Here is an 18,348-nt window from a genome sequence, read left to right on the forward strand (position 1 = left end):
CGATATTTTAACCGGAACACCTATGCCAAAAATCATTTCCGCAAACCTGAACGGTATCCGCTCCGCCGCCAAGAAGGGCTTTTTCAACTGGATGGGCACGATCGACGCCGACATCATCTGCGTGCAGGAACTGAAGGCGCAGGCACCGGACATGACCGGGGAATTCCTCAACCCGCACGGCTACCACGGCCACTTCCATTACGCGGAAAAGAAAGGCTATTCCGGTACCGGCATCTACAGCAAGGTCGCACCTGACCGGGTGGAGATCGGTTTCGGCAGCCCGGAATTCGATGCCGAAGGCCGCTACGTGCGCGCCGATTTCGGCAACCTGACCGTGATCTCGGTGTACTGCCCTTCCGGCTCGTCGTCGGAAGAACGCCAGCTGGCCAAGTTCCGCTTCATGGAGTTGTTCCTGCCGCACCTGCAGCAGCTGCGCGCCGAAGGCCGCGAGTTCGTCATCTGCGGCGACTGGAACATCGCCCACAAAGAGATCGACCTGAAAAACTGGAAGGGCAACCTGAAGAACTCCGGCTTCCTGCCGGAAGAACGCGCCTGGATGAGCAGGCTGTTCGACGAAGTCGGCTACGTCGATGTGCACCGCGGCCTCGACCAGCGCCCGGAGCAGTACACCTGGTGGTCCAACCGCGGCCAGGCTTACGCGAAGAACGTGGGCTGGCGTATCGACTACCACGTCGCCACCCCGGGCATCGCTTCCAGGGCGCACACCGTGTCGGTCTACAAGGATGAAAAATTCTCCGACCACGCGCCGCTGATCATCGAATACCACGCCTGATGCGCGGCGCGCTGGCCGCTACAGCTTGAGCTCGAACGCAAAGGTGTAGCTGGGGCGCGATTTGCGCCCCACCTGGAGCCTTGTGCCATCGTCCGAACTGGTGGTTCGCTCCGACCATTGTGCCGCTGCATTGGTGGCGCCCAGGCGCAAACTCGCTTGCGGGGTCAGGCTCCATTGCGCATACAGGTCGATGGCGCGGCTGTGGCCCAGGTCCAGCGCCTGCGACATGGTTTGCTGCGTCAGGTAGCCCGGCGTATAAGACAGGTTGGCCCCGACCGCCAACGGCCAGTTGCGTGCCCGGTAGTCGAAACCGACGGTGCCGGACCAGGGCTGCTGGCCATCCAGCCGGCTGTTGGGTAACGGCACCGCATCCACCTTGCTCGTATAAAAATTCAGGCTGCTGCGCAGTTCCAGCCGCGTTTTCGGATCGACCCAGCCGGGCAGCAACTGCGCCGCACTCCCCTTCAGTTCCAGTTCGATGCCGCTGCTGCTGGCGCGCGACAGGTTCTCGGGCCGGCTGACCCAACGCGGCACGCTGGCCCAGGCTGGGTGTTCCAGCGTGGTGACATTGCGTATCAGGTCTTTCACGCGGCGATGGAACAGGCCAATGCTGAACAGGCCGCCGCCACTGAAATAGTGTTCATACGCCAGGTCCAGGCCGCTTGCCAGTTCCGGCCGCAGCAAGGGGTTGCCGACCCGGTCGGCCGCCACCGAATCATTGCCCTGGCTGGGCAGCGGATAGATGCTGTTCAGCGTTGGCCGGGCAAGCATCGCATACAGGTCTGGCGCCTTGTAGCTGCGCGTAATGCTGGCGCGCAGCACATCCCGCCCCTTGGCGTCCGGCTTGAAGTTGATATGCAGCAGCGGCGACAGCACCTGGCTGTGGTTGCGCACCGGCTGCTCCAGCGTATCGCTGCGCAGGGTGATGGCCTCGCGCCGCAGGCCGCCGTACAGCAGCCACTGCTCCGACAATTCCCATTCATCCTGCAGGTACCAGGCCTGCCGCTCGATGCGGGCCGACAATGGCAAGCCATCGATGCCCGGCAGCTGGTCGGCGCCAAGCACCGTGATGCTGCGCGCGTCGTCGCGGCGCCTGGTTTCGAGTTCCCAGCCGGCCGACAGCCGGTGCTGCTCGCCCACCAGCTGGCCAATCTTACCCGAGTGGGTAAAGCTGCGGTCGCGGCTTTCCCCTACGCTGCGGCGGTAGGGCTGGCCGGCGCGAATGGTCTGGTTGTCGAAATTGTTGACTGCCTCGCCAGCGCTGAATTTCAATTCAAGCTTGCGTTCGGCCGCAAAGCGCCGCTGCCACTGCGCACTGAGCCGGCGGTTGCTGGCGCTGCCGGCGTTGCGGCTGGAGTCTTCGAACAGCTCCGGCGAACTGGCGGCCAGGTTGTCGAACTGGACCTTGCTGTGCCAGTCGGCGCGCTGCAGGAAAGCTTGCAGGTTCAGGGCCTGCTCTTCGTCGATGCGCCAGTTCATTTGCGGCGCGGTGTTGAAGCTGTGGCCCCACATGTCATGGGCGGCCAGTTGGCGCGCGAATCCTGCGTCGCCTGTGCCCTGCGGCACCACCCGGCTGGCCCGCATGTCGGCCCGGCCATGGTACTCATAGCCCGACACCGGCAGTGAATAGGACAGGTCGCCGGCCCGTGCGCTGTACAGGGCGCTGGCGCTGGGTGTAGGGTGCTCGGCGCCGTAGGCCAGTCCAAGGCGTACGCTTTGCTGCACCTTTTTCGGCACGCTGCGCAGCACGATATTGATGCTGCCGGCCATGGCCTGGGCGCTCTGGTCAGCCGTAGCGGCCTTCTGGATTTCAATGCGTTCCACCAGGGCCGGATTGAGCTGTTCCAGAGAGAAGCCGTTGGGCGCCGGCTCGCCGTTGAGCAGGATCTGGGTATACCCGGCGCCCAGCCCGCGCAGGCGCGGCGCGCCGTTCTGGACATCCACGCCCGGCAGGCGGCGCACCACATCGTTCAGGTTGCTGTCGCCGAATTTGTCGATTTCCTCGCGGCCGTAGGTCTGCCTGGCCACTGCCGCATTGCGCCTCAGGTCGAGATCGCTTTGCGGCCGGCTCTTGACTTCCACCCGGTACATCTTGTTGTCGTAGGCCGAGCGCGAGTTGGGGTCGGCGCCGACCGGCATATCCTGTCCGGCGGCACTGCCCAGCTGGCACAGCATGGCCATGCCCACTGCCGCGGCGACGGGCGTCTTGTCGAAATTCTTCATGGTCCGGTACCTAAGATTGGTCGCGCCAGTGTATTGGCGACGCCGGCGCCGGCGTCACTGGCAGATCTGCTAGTTCAGCAAGCTCGTGCGAGCCAGGCCCAGCGATTGCATGGAAGCTTCGATATCGACGTAGATCGCCACGGCGCTTTCGCGCCCCATGTGCAGCGGAGCGCCCATGCGGCGCGTCACCAGGCCGGCGCGGCGCAGCATGCGTTCGATCGCGGTGGCCGTCACGGTGACATACTGGGCAACCCCGTGCTGGTGGCCGTAGCGGATGATTTCGGCGATCGACTGCATGGTCATTGCCGAAAAGCCGAAGCTGGACACGCCTTCCGCTTCGACGGCGAACCGGCTCAACTCCCAGATGCGCGGATCTTCCGGCGCCGGCTGGCCGTGCAGGAACTCGGGGAAGGTGTCCTTCAGCATATAGGGGCCGGTCGTGGGCAGCAGGCGCCAGCAGCCGCGCAGCAGCCCGCCCTCTTCCCGCATCATCATGTAGTAAGGATCCATCGCATCGTAGCCGTCGATTTCCATGCCGCTCAGCACCGGCACCTTCCATCCCATGCGCTCGCTGAACACCTTGGCGCGCAGGCGGTGCATGGCAAACAGGTCGGACTGCAGGAAGGCGTTGCGTTCCGCGATTTCGATGTTCAGCTGCATGATGGCTCCTTGTAGTGGGGTCGAAGAGCCTTCATTGTTATGCGCCATGCATACGGCGCAAACTAGCAGATCTGCTAGCTCGACGCTCCAGGCGCCGATGCTAAGCTTGGTCCCCGCCCCTTTCAGGAACACAGAATCATGAGCCGAATTCCTGCGCAGCTGGCGCGGCGTGCCGCCAGTGAACAACTGCGCTGGCTACGCCTTTCCCGGCGCGAAACGCAAAGCGAGTTCTGGGCCCAGTTTGGCGTCACCCAGTCGCAAGGCAGCCGCATCGAACAGGGCAGCTGGGTGCCGGCGCCGCTGGCAATCCTGCTGGCCCTCTACCTGGACATGCACATCAGCGATGTCGACCTGGCGGCCGCACGCCGGCACCCCGGCCTATTCGGGTGCGACCAGGCCGGCCGCGATGGATTTGACGATGGCTTGCTGGCGCGTGCTGACATCGAACTTGCGCATGATGTTCGCCAGGTGGAAATTGACGGTGGCTTCCGAGCGGCCCAGGATGCGTGACACTTCCCACGACGACTTGCCGGCCGCTACCCACTTCAGGCATTCGAGTTCGCGCGCGGTCAGCTTGACTGCCGGCGCCGTGCTTTTGCCAGGGCTGAATTTGCGCGCCGACTCCTGGGCGTAATCGCGCACCAAAGCCACGCTGGCCAGCAGTTCGAGCTGGCCGGCGCCAGCCTTGGGCTGCAACTGGTCGCTGACGAAACTGAGCATGCCGAATTCACCCGAGCGCCCGTGCACCGGCAGGGTGACGCCTGCGCGCAAGCCGTAACTTGCCGCCTGCTCGTAAAACTGCTGCTGGCGCTCGCCCTGGAAGCTGGCTGGCTGCCAGATGATCGGCAGGCTGCTGCCAAGGCAATGGCTGACCGTCGGGTCCACGGCATGCAGGTGCAGCTTGTCATAGGCGGCGCGCCACTCGCTTGGGTAATTGCTCACCAGGAATGCCGACTCCAGCGGCTGCGCCCTGTTGGGCACGACACCGAACAGCGAATATTCGAACCCCAGTTGGGCCGCCAGCGCGGCCAGCGCCTGCGCCCACTCGGTGTCGCTTTGCGCCTCCATCAACGTGTGCAGTTGGTCCTGTTTCAGCACCTTGCCTCCCTTTGATCTGCACCCAGCTTGCTGATTGAAAATAGAGATTATTATTTAAGCAATTACCAACATTCAATCATCAATGTAGTTTTTTGTCAACAAACGGTCTTCCCTAGCAGATCTGCTAGTTCCCGGCCCATGCACGACGCATAAGAATCGTCCTGTCACTTCAACCACAGGAGCCAAAGATGCCGCTGCAAATCGAAATCGCCGCCCGCCGGGCCTTCCCCAAAGCGACCCTGGTTGCCATGCACCAGATGCGTGCCCGCGCTTTCCGCGAACGCCGCGGCTGGGATGTTTCGGTATTGGGGGGGATGGAGATCGATGGCTTTGACGCCATCGATCCGCACTACATGCTGTTGCGCGAAGAAGACGGCATGCTGTGCGGCTGCTGGCGCCTGCTGCCGACCGACGGCCCCTACATGCTCAAGGATGTATTTGCCCAATTGCTGGGCGGGCAGGCGGCGCCGAGCGATCCCCAGGTCTGGGAGCTGAGCCGTTTTGTGATGGAAGGCGAAGGCGCGGCCGGCTTCGGCTTTTCCAGCCACACGCTGCAGTCGATCCGCGAAGTGGTGGAGTTCGGCCAGCGCCACGGCATTGCGCAATACGTGACGGTGACCACCACCGCTGTCGAGCGCATGCTGCGCCAGGCCGGAGTGGCGGTGCGCCGCTTCGCCCCGCCGCACCAGGTCGGGGTGGAAACGGCAGTGGCTTTATGGGTGGACGTCGGCGCTTCCCTGCACGCGCTGCGCCAGCATTGAGGGACGGAAGTCGCCCGCCTTCACCAGCGCCAGCCCCGCCCCCGCCCCCGGCAGCCGCGCTGCCGCCTGGTTGACTTCGGCCACGGTGAGCGCGGCCACGCGCGCCTCCAGCGCCCGGTCGAACTCCATGGTGCGGCCCAGCGCCAGGTATTCCGACAGCATGCCGGCCAGGCCGGCGTCGGCATTGCGCGCCACCTGGCGCGCCTGGCCCCAGGCGCGCTTGGCTGCCTCCAGCTCGGCCTGCGTGAAGCCTTGCTGCGCGGCGCGCCCGAGTTCTTCCAGCAAGGCCGCCTCCACTTTTGCGCTGTTGTGCGGCGCACTCATGGCCGTTGCCAGCCACAGCCCGGCGCTGTCGCGGGCCGGCACCATCAATTGCGCATTGACCGCGTAGGACAGGCCGTCCTGCTGGCGGATACGGTCCGCCAGGCGGCTGCGCATGGCGCCGCCACCCAGCATGTAGTTGGCCATTAACAGGGCCGGGAACGCCGCATCGTCGTCGCGCATGGCCAGCGGGTAAGCCGCCAGCAGCACGCTGTTGGCCTTGTCCGGGGTCTCGACCTGGACCCGGGCGCCGGGCGCGGCCTGGTAGGCACGCGCCATCCGCACATAAGGCTGGGCCGCACGCCAGTTGCCGAACAGTGCCGCCAACCGGGCTTTCAGGTGCGCCGCGTCAAAGTCGCCCACCACGGCCACGCTCGCATCTTGCGCGCCATAGTGCTGCCGGTGGAAGTCGCGCACCTGTTGCAGCGTGACAGCCTGCTGCGCGGCCGCGCTGTCCGGCAAGGCCGGCACATGCAGCGGGTGGCCGGGCGGGAAGGGATTGAGCAGGCGCTGGACGGCATTGCCGGCCAGCGCCTGCGGCTCGCCCGCCGCCTGTTCCGTGCGCGCCACGCGCTCGCGCCGGTATTGCAGGAATTCCTGCTCCGGATAAGCCGGTTTCTGCAACTGCTCGGCCACCAGTTCCAGCACAGCCGGCAGCGCTTCGCGCACGGTTTGCACGGACACGGTGACGCTGTCGACACCGCCCTGGAAGCTGACACTGGCCTGCAGTGCGTCCAGCGCGTCGCGCAACTGCTGGCGCGACCTGGACTGGGTTCCCATGGCCAGCAGGGCTGCCGCCATCGGGCCCACTTCCGCCCTGTCCTGCAGGCTGGCCTGGCTGCCGAGGCGCAGTTTGAACACGGCATGCACCGCCCCGCCCTTGGTGGTCTTGGCAAGCAGGGCCGCCTGCATGCCGTTGGCCAGCGCCAGCCGTTCCAGCCGGCCCTCGATGGCGGCCGGGGTGGCCTCGAATGCCTCGCCCTGGCGCAACGCCGGGCGTCCATGGTAGTCCTGCAGCGCCGCCGCCAGTCCGGTATCGGTGGGCACCGTCACCCGGTCTGCCTGCTCGGTGGGAATGAAGCGCCCCAGCGTCCGGTTGCTCGGCTTGAAGTATTTTTCCGCCACCGCCTGCACGGCCGCGGCATCGACCTTGGCAATACGCTCGCGCTGCAGGAAGAACAGGCGCCAGTCGCCGGCCGCCACGGCATCGGTCAGGGCCAGCGAGAGGCGCGTCGTATCGTTGGCAGCCTGCTCGAAGCTCTTCAGCAATTGCTGGCGCGCACGCGCCACTTCAGCCTCGGTCACTGGTTGCGCGCGCATGCCCTCCAGCACGCGCAGCAAGGCATCCTGGGCCGGCTCGAGCGCGGCATCCTTGCCCACCACGGCGCCCAATTGCAGGAAGCCGGGCTCGCGCGTTGCGCTGTCCACTACCTGCAGCTTGCTGGCCAGGCCGGTGGCCACCAGGCCCTGGTGCAGGCGCCCGCCCGGCGCATCGCTCAGGATGCGCAGCAGGATTTCCAGCGCGGCGCCGTCGCTGTGGGCGGCCGGCGCGACATGGTAGCCGGCGCTGACCAGCTGCACGCCGCCGCTGCGCCGCACCGTCACGCTGCGTTCGCCGTCCTGCACCGGTTCCACCGTGTAGGTGGGCGCCAGGACGCGCGCCGGGCGCGGCAGCGCGCCGAACGCCTGCTGCACCTGGCGCAGCGCCGCCTGTTCCTCGAACTGCCCGGCCACCACCAGCACCGCATTGTCCGGCTGGTAATAGCGCTGGTAAAAGGCGCGCAGGCGCTCCACCTCGACCTGTTCGATGTCCGAGCGCGTGCCGATGGCCGCCTTGCCGTAGTTGTGCCAGTCGTAGGCCACGGCCCGCACCCGCTCGCCCGTCACGCGCAGCGGGTCGCTTTCCGCCATTTCGAACTCGTTGCGCACCACCGTCATTTCGCCCTTGCCGGTGGCCGGATTCCACAGGTCGTCGCGGGCCAGGGCGGCGCCGCGCATGCGGTCCGCCTCCAGCTCCAGCATGCGCGCCAGGTTGCCGGCACTGGCCGGGAAGGTGGCGTGGTAGCTGGTGCGGTCGTACCAGGTGCTGCCATTGAAGCGGGCGCCGATACTGTTCAACAATTCCAGCGGCGTGGGCGCACCGTCCTTGCCGCTGAACTTCTGCGACGGCCGGAACAGCAAGTGTTCCAGCAAGTGGGCCATGCCGGTTTCGCCGTAGTTTTCATGGCGCGAACCAACCTGGTAGACGATATTGGTGGTCACGGTCGGCCTCGACTGGTCGGGCGCCAGCAGCACGCGCAGGCCGTTCTCAAGGCGGTATTCGGTAATGCCTTCCAGCGTGGCGCCGCGCTGCACGCCGTCCGCGGCGCCGGCTGGCGCCTGCAGGCAGGCAGCCAGGGCGATGATGGTCATCAGTTTCATGCGCATCCTTTCCGTTTCAAGCCGCTTCCCGCTGCGCCGCCACCGCTTCCAGGTGGACCACGGCGTCGGCGCGCTCGACGGTGCTCATGCGGTGCGCCACCACCAGCGTGGTGCGGTTGGCCGTCAGGCGTTCCAGCGCCGCATGGATCAGGGCGTCGGTCTCGCCGTCGACGGCGGACGTGGCCTCGTCCAGGATCAGGATCGGCGCGTCGCGCAGCAGGGCGCGGGCAATGGCGATGCGCTGCCGCTGGCCTCCGCTGAGCTGCACACCGCGTTCGCCGACCGCCGTCTCGTAGCCATCCTTGAGCCCGACGATAAACTCGTGGGCATTGGCATCGCGCGCGGCCTGCGTCACTTCGGCATCGGTAGCGTCGGGCCGGCCGTAGCGGATGTTTTCGCGTACCGAGCTGGAGAACAGGAACACGTCTTGCGAGACCATCGAAATTGCCGAGCGCAGCGAGGCCAGCGCGTATTCATTGATGTCGATGCCGTTGATGTAGATGGTGCCCGACGCCGGTGCGTAGTAGCGCGGCAGCAGCCCCAGCAGCGAAGACTTGCCAATGCCGCTGCGGCCGTGGATCGCCACCGTCTGTCCCGGCAGCGCGCGGAAGCTGACCTTTTCCAGCACCGGGATGGTGTCGTGGTAGCGGAAACTGACGTCCTTGAATTCAATGGTTGCGCGGCGCGCGGTGAATGGCAGGCCCTGCCCGGGATCGGCCACCTCGGCCGGCTCGTCCAGCAATTCGAAGACCCTAGCCGAGGCGCCCAGCGACTGGTTGATGGTGGAATACTGCTGCGCCAGCACGGTGATGCTCTGGTTCACACTTTGCGAATACAGGAAGAAAGCGACCAGCGAGCCGACTGTCATGCGGCTGGCCAGCACCTCGGTCGCGCCATACCAGAACAGGACGATGGTCGATACCACCGTGAGCAGGGTCACGATGGCCATATAGCTGGCGTCGGCGCGCCGGCCCTTGCCGGCCATCGCCAGGTGGCCGTCCATCAGGTCGGCAAAGCGCGCCACGTCGCGCCCGTCGGCGCCGAAAATGCGCACGACGTGCGTGCCGGACACGGTTTCCTGGGCGTACGCCACGGCACCCGACAGCGACGCCTTGATCTGTGCCGAAACCTGGCGGAAATACGGACCGTACAGGTTGGCCACCAGCGTGGTGGCCGGGCACAAGGCCAGCACCACCAGGCCCAGGCGCCAGTTCATACACAGCATCACCACGCTGGCGCCCACCAGCTGGGCGACATTGATGGTGCCGTTGACCGTCAGGTTGGTGACCACATTGCGGATTTCCGGCGCATCGCTGTACAGGCGCGAGGTGAATTCGCCGATGCGGTTGCGGTGGTGGTAGGCGATCGGCAGCTGCTGGTAATGGCGCAGCAAGGCAACCCGGATGTCGTTGGTGATCTTGTCGCCTGTGAGCTGGAGCAGGTACTGGCCCCAGAACGCCAGGCCGGCACGCAGCACGAACACCGCGACCAGCAGGACCGACAGCACGTGCAGGCCGGAGTGGTCGTTGGCCGCCATCAGCTGGTCGAACAGGTGCCGGATGCCCAGCGGCAAGGTGAGCTGGATGGCGCCCGCCAGCAGGATGAGCAGCAGGCTCAGCAGGATGCGCCCGGCAAAGCGGCGGCCGAATGGCAGCATCTGTTTCAGGGTAGCCATCACGCCCGGCGGCGCTGAAGTGTTGATATCCATGGTTGTCTTCCGGAAGCTGGCAGGCCGCCCGGCGGCCCGCGGTTAAAGGATTAACGGTCGAGCGTAGGCCAGCCGGGCAGCAGGCTGTCCACCATCAGCGCCGGGCCGCAGCGCGTCAGGTGGCGGTGCAGTACCAGGGCGGTACCGGCGCTGCCGGTGCCGAAGTCGCAACTGATCCGGCCCAGCGATTCGCCCGGGAAGGCCGTGCCGGCCTCTTCCTCCAGCGCGTACAGCATGACGCCGGAGAACAGGCGCGCCACGCTGCGCTCGGCTTGCTCGCGCCAGCGCTCGAAGCGGGTCAAGTCCAGGAACAGCTCGGCAATGCCGGCCAGGCCGAAGAAGTAGCCGGGATAGATCGCATACTTGCGGTCGGCATCGATGATGGCGCGGTCGATGGTGGCGGCATATTCCTCCTTGCCGGTGACGTGCCAGTAACGCAGCAAGGTCCGCGCAATGCCCGAGCTGCCCCAGCGCCAGTACGGCGTCAGCGAAGGCGTGCTGTCGCGCGCCAGCCAGCTCAAGCCGCCGTCCTCGTTGGCAACGCCGCCAGCCATGACCCATGCCAGCGCTTCCTCGCCGGCCAGCAGGAAATCCTGGCGCCCGGTCGCCAGGTGCAGGTAGAGCAGGAAGGCGCTGATGCCGGCCGCGCCATGGGCGTAGCTGGCCGACAGGCCCAATGGGGTGCGCCAGGCGCACTGGCCGGGCGCCATGGTTTCGCGGCTTTGCAGCAGCTGCTCGCCGGCGCCCACCGCCGCCGCCAGGTACTGCTCTTCGCGGAAATGCTGGAAGAAGCGCAGCTGCGTCATGCCCCAGCCGGCGGCGCCGTGGTAGACGTCGGCGCTCTGCTTGAGATAAGGATGGTCCTGCGCCAGCGCCAGCGTGCTGCGCGCCCGTTCTTCTTCGCCCAGCTCCAGCCAGAACCAGGCAATGCCGCTCAGGCCGCTGTACAGACCGGGCGAATAGGCATCGCGCTTGAGCGGGATGCGTTTAATCCAGGCCAGCACCTCCGGCGCCACGCTGCCGCGCACGCGCTGCTGCACCAGGGCGACGCCGCAGGCGCCGTGCGCCAGGCTGAGCGGATTGGTGGAGAACACTTCAGGGTCGGCCGGGAACAAGCGGTCGTAGCGCGCGAAGTCGGCAGTCGAATCGATATAGTCCATCATGCGCTGCAGCATCGCAATGCCGCCTGTGGTGGTGAAGGCATCGCTGCGGATCTGCGGCGCAGGCAGGCGGTACGGTTCGGCCAGCGCCAGCGCTACCTCTTCCAGTGCGGGGCGCAGCTCGCGCGGCGACATCAGTCCTTCGATCACCTGGCGCAGGCGCGCGGGCAAGCCGAAGTCGGCGCTCATGGCGTCGAGGAAGCGCTGATGCGCCTTGCGGTCGAGGGTCAGCAGCATATTCATGGGGAACAGGCCGGCCATCATCAGCGCCCCCAGCGCATACAGGTCGTCATCCATCGACGTGACGCCGCGCGCACCGAATTCATCGGGCGAGAAGCCGGGCGTAAACAAGTGGGCGGCCAGGTCGACCTGGGCTTCGTGGGCGCCCTCGAAGTCGATCAGGCGCACCTTGATGGCGTCGCTGTCCGGCTCCCTCGTGACCATCACATTGGCCATCGACAGGTCACCGAACACGATGTGGCGGCGGTGCAGTTCCTGCAGGATCGCAGTCAGCTGGCCGAACACTTCGCAAAACCGCGTGAAGAACTTCTGCGCGGCATCCGGCTCGGGCCGGGTGCGCAGGCTCAGCGACACCGAACCCATATAGCTGCGGAAATCGCGCGCTCCATCGAGATAGGTTTCGACCAGGTAGGCGTGCTCCCAGTCAAAGAAGAAGTCCACCGTCTGCGGCGCGATATCGAGTCCGTCCAGGCAGCTCAGGACGCGATGTTCCTTTTTCAGCAGTTGCACCGCGTCCAGGCCGCGCGTCGAGACATTGGTGAAGGGACGCGCTTCCTTGATGACAACGCGCTGGCCACTGTCGCGGTCAGTCGCCAGGTAGACGCCGCCCGAGTTGCTGAAGGCCAGCACGGATTCGATCTTGTAGCGGCCCTGTTTCAGCGTGCCGTCTTCGCCGCCATCCTGCAGCTGCTGCTCCGGCTGGAACGGATCGACCACCCCGGCCGGCAGGTTGAAGAACGGCGTGCGTTCGTCCTGTACGTAGTTGCCGTCCTGGTCGAGGATGACGTGGGTCTTGCTGCCGTCGGTGCCGATACGGCGCGTGCTGCGCAAGCCGCCGTAGCGATAGTACACCACCTTGCTTTCCTTGTAGCGGCGGTCGGACAGGATGTAGGGGCCATGGAAGCCGATCGTGGCCTGGTGCAGCGCTTCCAGCAGGCGCTCGCACTGCTCGGCATCTTTCGGGTAGATGGCCATGAATTTGCCCGCGGCGCCGCGCGACCAGCGCTTGCCCAGCGACAGGCTCAGCAGCATTTTGTCCGCCACGAACTTGAACGGCACGTTTTCCTTGATCAGGATGGCGGCGGCGGTATTCAGGATGGCGGGGGCATGCGCCGGCGTGGCCGACAGGTGGATTTTCCAACCCTGGTCAGGATACTGGTATTGCGGCGGCATGCAGTGCATCCACAGCTCGTGGCGCTGCATCACCCAGTCTTGCGGCAGGCGGCGTTTCAGGCCGACGCAGAAATCGTCGTGCTGGGCCTGGTAGCGAGTCAGCGTTTCATAGTATTTCTTGTCCGCCAGCGAATAAATGAATTTGTCCTTGATTACGAATTCTGACATGGTGTGCCTACCGAGCTGTAGATGATTGGGAAGGGGGAGACTGCGGCGGCGCCAGCGTGCCGCTGTGCCGGGCGGCGCCTAGAGTGCGATGAATTCTTCGCCCATGAAGCAAGCGCATTCGCTTGGGGTCGAGCAGGCGCAGCACGCATTGCTACTGGTGCTGCTGGTTTCTTCGTCGAGGCCGAACCTGAGCGACAGGCCCTGGAGATTCAGGATGCGGGACATGGTTCTCTCCTGGAGTGCGCAGGCAGCGGCGCATTGGCCGCGCCGCTGCCTGCTGGTGGCTTGAAGCTGCCTTAGATGGCAACCACTTCGTCGCCCATGAAGCAAAGGGCGGCGCTGGCGGTCGAGCAGGCGCAGCCGTTGCCGCTGGAGGTGCTGTTAGCTTCTTCGTCGACTGGACGGTAGGAGGTCATGGCTTGCAGGTTCAGGATACGGGTCATCTTATTTCTCCAAAAAGTTAGTGTGGTTTGTTTTGCTGCCGTCGCTACGTTGTGTGTGTCGACGAAATGAAGTGTATGGAAGTACCGCACTGCGGATAACTAGCAGGAATATGGGGTTGACAGCGGGACCGCAGGGCAGGTAGACGCGCGGACGCGCGCCAGTCCCTTACAATGGCGTATTCCCTGCATAACCACGGCAAACAACATGAAAAACGTACTGGTCCTCTTCCTGCTGACCATCAAGAGCAGCTTTATCAACGACGAAGAGTCGGAAGCCACCGACGAGCAATTCGACACCATCCAGTTCGTGCAGACCGACAAAGGCACCTGGCGCTTCAAGACTTTCGCCGAAGACGAGGATGTGCACCTGTGGAGCATCGAAGCCGACGGCGACCTGGTCGAGCTGGCGATCGAAACCACCAACCGCCATTACGGCGACGTGATAGACGAAGCCTTCATCATCGAGAGCGATGACGGCGTGGAAGGCCTGCGCCGCGAACTGAAAAAGCAGGGCTTGAGCGACAACCTGCAAATCTCGCCGAAAGGCCCGCTGTTCTGGGCCCCGCCAGGCTCCAGCTACAGCCCCAAGTCGGCGCCGGCGCACTGACGCAATTAAAAGCGCCCACATACGCCTTAGTTGTTTAAAATGCCAAACCGTAAACAACTATTGCGCTGGCCATGAACCAAGTCCTGACCCCGTCAAACGAAGAAAACAGCGGCATCGACAAAATCGCCCTCGCCAAGCAACTGGCAGGCGACATCACCCGCGGTGCCGGTGCCGGCATCGTACGCACCGTGCTGGCAGTGATTGCAGCGCTGGTCGTCAATGCGCTGGGCGTTACGCTGTTGTTCCGCAGCGAACTCGGTGGCGGCCACGGCTCGGCCATGATCTATGCTGCCTTTGTCGCCGCGCCCTTCATGCTCGCCGTCGTCCTGACCGGCATGACGGCCTATAAGATTGGCCTGCAGGGCATCCTGGCGCGCATTGTGGAAAGCCAGTCGGGCCTGATCGCCAAGCTGGGCGCAGGCATCCTGGAAACCTTCCTGCGCAGCGTCAATTACGAACCAGGCCGCCCGCTGTCGGAAAAATTCCTCGGCGGCTGGCGCAGCTTCCTGAACCTGCAATCCGGCCTGCCAAAACCATTGCCATGGCTGCTCGCCAGCCTGACCTCGCGCATCCCGCTGGCGGAAACCATTACCGAAGTCGCCACCACCGGCATGACGCTGCGCGAAGTGTCCCATGCGGCGATGACGCGCGTGATATCGGAAGGCGCCGCCGGAGGCCTGCGCCCTTCCAACCAGGCCTTGTTCATCGCCCTCGCAATCCAGTTCGGCATGTGGTTCCCTATCGGACTGCTGGTCCGCTACATGTTCGGCTAAAACCTTCATGCAAAAACTGGCAGGCGTGGCCCTCCTGTTCGCCGGCATTGCCCATGCCGGCGACGTACTGCCGATCCACGGCGCCTGGACCGGCAGCCCAATTCCTGGAATGAGGAAGTCAAGGGTATTGAGATCAGCTATGCCAAGCTAGCGCCCTTCCTGTCGCAGGAAGGCAAGGAATTGGCTCAAAGCGTGCGCCGGCTCTCGAAATAGCGCCATTCGCCCGTCAACGGATCGGGGAAGCCGATGGCCTTGGCCAGCAGCTTGAGCGGCGACGACACGTCGTCCTGTTTGCACGGCAGGGCGACCGGGTAAAACACATCATTGACGATCGGGATGCCGAGCGACGACAGGTGCACGCGCAACTGGTGCTGGCGGCCGGTGTGCGGCCAAAGGCGGTACAGCACGTGCGCACCGCGCTGTTCGATCACGTCGATCATGGTTTCCGAATTCGGCTCGCCCGGCTCTTCCTTCATGGTGAAGAACTTGTCGCCCTCCACCATGCGGCTGCGGTACACGAAAGGAAATTCGCGGCCCGGCAACGGAGCGGCCAGCGCCTCATACTCCTTCTGCACCAGGCGCTTCTGGAACAGCGACTGGTAGTCGCCGCGACTTTCGGCATTGCAGGAGAAGATCACCAGCCCCGCCGTCTCGCGGTCGAGTCGATGGATCGGCACCAGGTCTTCCATGCCCAGCTTGCGCCGCACGCGCACCAGCAAAGTCTCTTTGACAAAGCGGCCGGACGGAATGGTCGGCAGGAAGTGCGGCTTGTCGACCACGACGATATGCTCGTCCTGGTGCAGCACTTCTTCTTCAAACGGAATCGGGAACTCGTGCTCCAGCTCGCGGTAGTACCAGATGCGGGCGCCGCGCACAAAACGCGACTCCGGTTGCACCGGTACGCCCATGCCGTCCACCACGTCGCCGCGCGCCATGCGCTCACGCCATTGGGCTTCCGGCACGGCAGGATAGTTGGCGGACATGAAGGTGATCATGTCCGGCCAGTCGCCCTCCGGCAGCCAAAGGTAGCTGGGCGTCACGCCATCGCGCATTGGCAATGGCGGTGCGCCCGAGGCGTGCTTCGGGCGCGACATCTCAGGACTTCGGCAGGGGCGAAGTCTGGTAAGGCGGCAGCTTGTTCACGTCGAGGCCGCGCTGGCGGGCATAGACCGGCAACACCAGCGGCATCTGCTTCTGCATATCCTGGATACGGGAATTGCCGCTTGGGTGGGTCGACAGGAACTCCATCGGCTGCCGCGCATTGACGGCGCCCATCTTCTGCCACAGCGCGACTCCGGCGCGCGGATCGAAGCCGGCGCGCGCGGCCAGGTCGATGCCAACCAGGTCGGATTCGGTTTCATCGCCGCGCGAGAATTTCATCACGGTCAGCTGGCCGGCCACATTGGCGCCGGCATCGGTAATGCGCGGGTCGATGCCGAGGTAGGACGACAGCACGGCGCCACCCAGTTTGCTGGCCAGCGACACGGCGGTCGACTGCACGGCGCGCTTGCGGGCGTGTTCGCGCAGGGCGTGGGCAATTTCGTGGCCCATCACCATGGCGACTTCATCGTCGGTCAGGTTCAGCTTCGCCAGGATGCCGGTATAGAAAGCAATGCGGCCGCCCGGCATGCAGAAAGCATTGACCTGGTCGGAGTTGAGCAGGTTGACTTCCCATTGCCAGTTGGCAGCGGCGGGATTCCAGCGCTGGGCGTTGGGCACGATGCGGGCCGCAATGGCGCGCAGGCGCTTGACCTGCGGGTCGGACTCCGGCACCAGCGCTTCTTTCTGCTTGGCTTCATTCAGCAGTTGGGCGTATTGCAGCTTGGACTGCTGGTCCATTTCCTGCTCATCGGCAAAGACGCGCAGGCGCGAAAGCTTGGTGACAGGGATGCCGTCAGCTTTGGGATTCATCGGCGCCTGCTGGGCCGACGCGGCGCCGGCGGCCAGCGCCAGCGCAATAAGGGTGAGCTTGAACTTCTTCATGGATTTAAGATAACACAGCTTAACTGGATTGCTTTTTCCGCAAACGGAACACGGCCAGATCGCCGCGCAGGTTAGGCAGTAGCGAGACCGTCTTGCCCTCGGCCAGCGCCACGCATTCGATCACTTCCAGCCCCACCTCCTCCGCCAGTTCCTGGAAGTCGTAGATGGTGGCGCAGCGCACGTTCGGCGTGTCGTGCCATTGGTATGGCAGCGACTTGGAAACCGGCATGCGCCCTTGCAGCAACGCCACGCGGTGCGGCCAGTAGGCGAAATTGGGGAAGGACACGATGGCTTCACGGCCCACGCGCACGATGTCGCGCAGCAGGACTTCCACATGCTTCATCATCTGCAGCGAGGACAGGCACAACACCGTGTCGAAGGAGTTGTCGCCGAAGATACCCAGGCCGTTCTCGAAGTCCTGCTGGATCACGCGCACGCCGCGCCGGGTCGAGGCCAGCACCTGTTCGTCCGCCAGCTCCAGGCCGTAGCCGGTGCAGCGCTTGCCGCTCTGCAGGTAATCCATCATCACGCCGTCGCCGCAACCCACGTCGAGCACATGGGCGCCTTCGCGCACCCAGTGTGCAATGAAGGCCAGGTCGGGACGAGCGCTGCTCAGGTCATCGAAAGTCATGCTGCTTGTTCCTTGTTCGTTTCTTTCCACACTTGCTCGTAGTAGGCGCGCACCATGTTCATATAGCGCGCATCTTCCAGCAGGAAGGCGTCGTGGCCGTGCGGTGCGTCGATTTCGGCGTAAGTCACCTCGCGCCGGTTGGCCAGCAAGGCCTGCACGATCTCGCGGCTGCGCTCCGGCGAGAAGCGCCAGTCCGTAGTGAAGGATGCGAGGAAGAACTTGGCCTTGGTACCGGCCAGGGTCTTGGTCAGGTCGCCGTCGAACTTGCGCGCCGGGTCGAAGTAGTCGAGCGCCTTGGTGATCAGCAGGTAGGTGTTGGCGTCGAAATATTCCGCAAACTTGTCGCCCTGGTAGCGCAGGTAGGATTCGATCTCGAAGTCGATGCCGAAGCCGAATTTGTAGTCGCCGCCGCTGGCTGCAATATCGCGCAGCTTGCGGCCGAATTTCTCGGCCATGTCGTCGTCCGACAGGTAGGTGATATGGCCGATCATGCGCGCCACTTTCAGGCCGTTCTTCGGCACCACGCTGTGTTCGTAGAAATCGCCGCCATGATAGTCCGGGTCGGACAGGATGGCCTGGCGCGCCACGTCGTTGAAGGCGATGTTCTGCGCCGACAGTTTCGGCGTGGAGGCGATCACCAGGCAGTGGCGCAGGCGTTCGGGGTGCATGATGGACCAGGCCAGGGCCTGCATGCCGCCCAGCGAGCCGCCCATCACCGCGGCGAACTGCCGGATGCCCAGCTGGTCAGCCAGGCGCGCCTGTGCCGCCACCCAGTCTTCCACCGTCACCACCGGGAATGCGGCACCGTATTGCTTGCCGGTTTCCGGATTGATGTGCATCGGGCCGGTCGAACCGAAGCAGGAGCCCAGGTTGTTGACGCCGATGACGAAGAACTTGTCGGTATCGAGTGCCTTGCCCGGACCGACCATATTGTCCCACCAGCCCACGTTCTTCGGATTGTCGGCGTAGTAACCGGCCACGTGGTGCGAAGCGTTCAGCGCGTGGCACACCAGAACCGCGTTCGATTTGTCCGCATTCAGCGTGCCATAGGTCTCGTACATCAGCATGTAGTCGCGCAGGGACGCTCCGCTCTGCAGCTGAAGGGGTTCCGCAAAATGCATTGTCTGCGGCGAGACGATTCCAATCGAAGGCATGTGAATCCGGCTGTAGTTAAGTGTTGATGCG

16 protein-coding genes and 1 pseudogene are annotated in these 18,348 nt (G+C 64.6%); 5 read left to right on the plus strand and 12 right to left on the minus strand.

Going from position 1 to position 18,348, the window contains the following annotated elements:
- Positions 1-22 precede the first annotated feature (22 nt).
- Positions 23-793 (plus strand): exodeoxyribonuclease III, encoded by a 771-nt coding sequence (locus tag ASD07_RS09490; protein WP_055928590.1) that lies wholly within the window; start codon positions 23-25, stop codon positions 791-793.
- Between the two features lie 18 nt (positions 794-811).
- Here ASD07_RS09490 and ASD07_RS09495 read toward each other — a convergent pair whose 3' ends face one another.
- Together ASD07_RS09495 and ASD07_RS09500 are read right to left on the minus strand one after the other, a co-directional pair.
- Positions 812-3,016, minus strand: coding sequence for a TonB-dependent siderophore receptor (locus tag ASD07_RS09495; protein ID WP_055928593.1), 2,205 nt, complete (start codon positions 3,014-3,016; stop codon positions 812-814).
- A gap of 69 nt (positions 3,017-3,085) precedes the next feature.
- Positions 3,086-3,676, minus strand: coding sequence for an acyl-homoserine-lactone synthase (locus ASD07_RS09500; protein WP_055928596.1), 591 nt, complete (start codon positions 3,674-3,676; stop codon positions 3,086-3,088).
- Between the two features lie 138 nt (positions 3,677-3,814).
- On the opposite strand from ASD07_RS09500, the pseudogene ASD07_RS32295 reads away from it, so the two are divergent.
- Positions 3,815-3,988 (plus strand): annotated as a pseudogene (locus tag ASD07_RS32295) (XRE family transcriptional regulator); the annotation flags it as partial.
- A 66-nt stretch (positions 3,989-4,054) separates the two neighbouring features.
- Here the strand turns inward: ASD07_RS32295 and ASD07_RS09505 are convergent.
- The gene (locus ASD07_RS09505) at positions 4,055-4,774 is read right to left on the minus strand and encodes a LuxR family transcriptional regulator (RefSeq protein WP_229207109.1); all 720 of its coding nucleotides are present in this window, start codon (positions 4,772-4,774) and stop codon (positions 4,055-4,057) included.
- Positions 4,775-4,962: 188 nt separating this feature from the next.
- On the opposite strand from ASD07_RS09505, the gene ASD07_RS09510 reads away from it, so the two are divergent.
- Positions 4,963-5,535: an acyl-homoserine-lactone synthase gene (locus tag ASD07_RS09510; RefSeq protein WP_055928600.1), complete on the plus strand. Its 573-nt coding sequence runs from the start codon at positions 4,963-4,965 to the stop codon at positions 5,533-5,535.
- On the opposite strand, the gene ASD07_RS09515 is transcribed toward ASD07_RS09510, so the two are convergent.
- The 5 genes from ASD07_RS09515 to ASD07_RS30720 form a co-directional block, all read right to left on the minus strand.
- On the minus strand, positions 5,488-8,277 hold the full coding sequence (locus tag ASD07_RS09515; protein ID WP_055928667.1) for a pitrilysin family protein: 2,790 nt from the start codon (positions 8,275-8,277) through the stop codon (positions 5,488-5,490). The two genes, ASD07_RS09510 and ASD07_RS09515, sit on opposite strands and share 48 nt — an antisense overlap.
- 16 nt (positions 8,278-8,293) lie before the next feature.
- Positions 8,294-9,985, minus strand: coding sequence for an ABC transporter ATP-binding protein (locus ASD07_RS09520; protein ID WP_055928603.1), 1,692 nt, complete (start codon positions 9,983-9,985; stop codon positions 8,294-8,296).
- A gap of 50 nt (positions 9,986-10,035) precedes the next feature.
- Positions 10,036-12,726 carry a class III lanthionine synthetase LanKC gene (gene lanKC, locus ASD07_RS09525; RefSeq protein ID WP_055928606.1) on the minus strand — a complete coding sequence of 897 codons (2,691 nt, stop codon included), beginning with the start codon at positions 12,724-12,726 and terminating at the stop codon, positions 10,036-10,038.
- Between the two features lie 78 nt (positions 12,727-12,804).
- Complete coding sequence (locus tag ASD07_RS30715) at positions 12,805-12,951, minus strand: hypothetical protein (RefSeq protein ID WP_156397942.1); 147 nt, start codon at positions 12,949-12,951, stop codon at positions 12,805-12,807.
- A gap of 71 nt (positions 12,952-13,022) precedes the next feature.
- A complete protein-coding gene (locus ASD07_RS30720; protein WP_156397943.1) occupies positions 13,023-13,169 on the minus strand; it encodes a hypothetical protein in 147 nt (48 codons plus the stop codon).
- 205 nt (positions 13,170-13,374) lie between these two features.
- On the opposite strand from ASD07_RS30720, the gene ASD07_RS09530 reads away from it, so the two are divergent.
- Together ASD07_RS09530 and ASD07_RS09535 are read left to right on the plus strand one after the other, a co-directional pair.
- Positions 13,375-13,776 carry a hypothetical protein gene (locus tag ASD07_RS09530; protein WP_055928609.1) on the plus strand — a complete coding sequence of 134 codons (402 nt, stop codon included), beginning with the start codon at positions 13,375-13,377 and terminating at the stop codon, positions 13,774-13,776.
- Positions 13,777-13,847: 71 nt separating this feature from the next.
- Positions 13,848-14,549: a hypothetical protein gene (locus ASD07_RS09535; RefSeq protein WP_055928612.1), complete on the plus strand. Its 702-nt coding sequence runs from the start codon at positions 13,848-13,850 to the stop codon at positions 14,547-14,549.
- Positions 14,550-14,734: 185 nt separating this feature from the next.
- Here ASD07_RS09535 and ASD07_RS09540 read toward each other — a convergent pair whose 3' ends face one another.
- Genes ASD07_RS09540 through ASD07_RS09555 form a run of 4 tightly spaced genes read right to left on the minus strand, consistent with a single transcriptional unit; the run spans position 14,735 to position 18,317 of the window.
- A complete protein-coding gene (locus ASD07_RS09540) occupies positions 14,735-15,643 on the minus strand; it encodes a pseudouridine synthase (RefSeq protein WP_055928615.1) in 909 nt (302 codons plus the stop codon).
- A gap of 1 nt (position 15,644) precedes the next feature.
- On the minus strand, positions 15,645-16,532 hold the full coding sequence (locus ASD07_RS09545; protein WP_055928618.1) for a M48 family metallopeptidase: 888 nt from the start codon (positions 16,530-16,532) through the stop codon (positions 15,645-15,647).
- Between the two features lie 19 nt (positions 16,533-16,551).
- Positions 16,552-17,163, minus strand: coding sequence for a methionine biosynthesis protein MetW (gene metW, locus ASD07_RS09550; protein ID WP_055928621.1), 612 nt, complete (start codon positions 17,161-17,163; stop codon positions 16,552-16,554).
- Entirely contained in the window at positions 17,160-18,317 is a 1,158-nt protein-coding gene (locus tag ASD07_RS09555) for a homoserine O-acetyltransferase (RefSeq protein WP_082507233.1), read from the minus strand. Before ASD07_RS09555 ends, metW begins: the two co-directional genes overlap by 4 nt.
- Positions 18,318-18,348 lie beyond the last annotated feature (31 nt).

The organism is Duganella sp. Root336D2, from assembly GCF_001425005.1.
Classification (GTDB): Bacteria; Pseudomonadota; Gammaproteobacteria; order Burkholderiales; family Burkholderiaceae_D; genus Rugamonas.

Excerpts from the sequence above, each read along its gene's own strand:
- ASD07_RS09495 (WP_055928593.1), bottom strand. The coding sequence starts at position 3,016 with ATGAAGAATTTCGACAAGACGCCCGTCGCCGCGGCAGTGGGCATGGCC.
- ASD07_RS09520 (WP_055928603.1), bottom strand. The coding sequence starts at position 9,985 with ATGGATATCAACACTTCAGCGCCGCCGGGCGTGATGGCTACCCTGAAA.
- lanKC (WP_055928606.1), bottom strand. The coding sequence starts at position 12,726 with ATGTCAGAATTCGTAATCAAGGACAAATTCATTTATTCGCTGGCGGAC.
- ASD07_RS09540 (WP_055928615.1), bottom strand. The coding sequence starts at position 15,643 with ATGTCGCGCCCGAAGCACGCCTCGGGCGCACCGCCATTGCCAATGCGC.
- ASD07_RS30715 (WP_156397942.1), bottom strand. The coding sequence starts at position 12,951 with ATGTCCCGCATCCTGAATCTCCAGGGCCTGTCGCTCAGGTTCGGCCTC.
- ASD07_RS09490 (WP_055928590.1), top strand. The coding sequence starts at position 23 with ATGCCAAAAATCATTTCCGCAAACCTGAACGGTATCCGCTCCGCCGCC.
- metW (WP_055928621.1), bottom strand. The coding sequence starts at position 17,163 with ATGACTTTCGATGACCTGAGCAGCGCTCGTCCCGACCTGGCCTTCATT.
- ASD07_RS09510 (WP_055928600.1), top strand. The coding sequence starts at position 4,963 with ATGCCGCTGCAAATCGAAATCGCCGCCCGCCGGGCCTTCCCCAAAGCG.
- ASD07_RS09545 (WP_055928618.1), bottom strand. The coding sequence starts at position 16,532 with ATGAAGAAGTTCAAGCTCACCCTTATTGCGCTGGCGCTGGCCGCCGGC.
- ASD07_RS30720 (WP_156397943.1), bottom strand. The coding sequence starts at position 13,169 with ATGACCCGTATCCTGAACCTGCAAGCCATGACCTCCTACCGTCCAGTC.
- ASD07_RS09515 (WP_055928667.1), bottom strand. The coding sequence starts at position 8,277 with ATGAAACTGATGACCATCATCGCCCTGGCTGCCTGCCTGCAGGCGCCA.
- ASD07_RS09535 (WP_055928612.1), top strand. The coding sequence starts at position 13,848 with ATGAACCAAGTCCTGACCCCGTCAAACGAAGAAAACAGCGGCATCGAC.
- ASD07_RS09500 (WP_055928596.1), bottom strand. The coding sequence starts at position 3,676 with ATGCAGCTGAACATCGAAATCGCGGAACGCAACGCCTTCCTGCAGTCC.
- ASD07_RS09530 (WP_055928609.1), top strand. The coding sequence starts at position 13,375 with ATGAAAAACGTACTGGTCCTCTTCCTGCTGACCATCAAGAGCAGCTTT.
- ASD07_RS09555 (WP_082507233.1), bottom strand. The coding sequence starts at position 18,317 with ATGCCTTCGATTGGAATCGTCTCGCCGCAGACAATGCATTTTGCGGAA.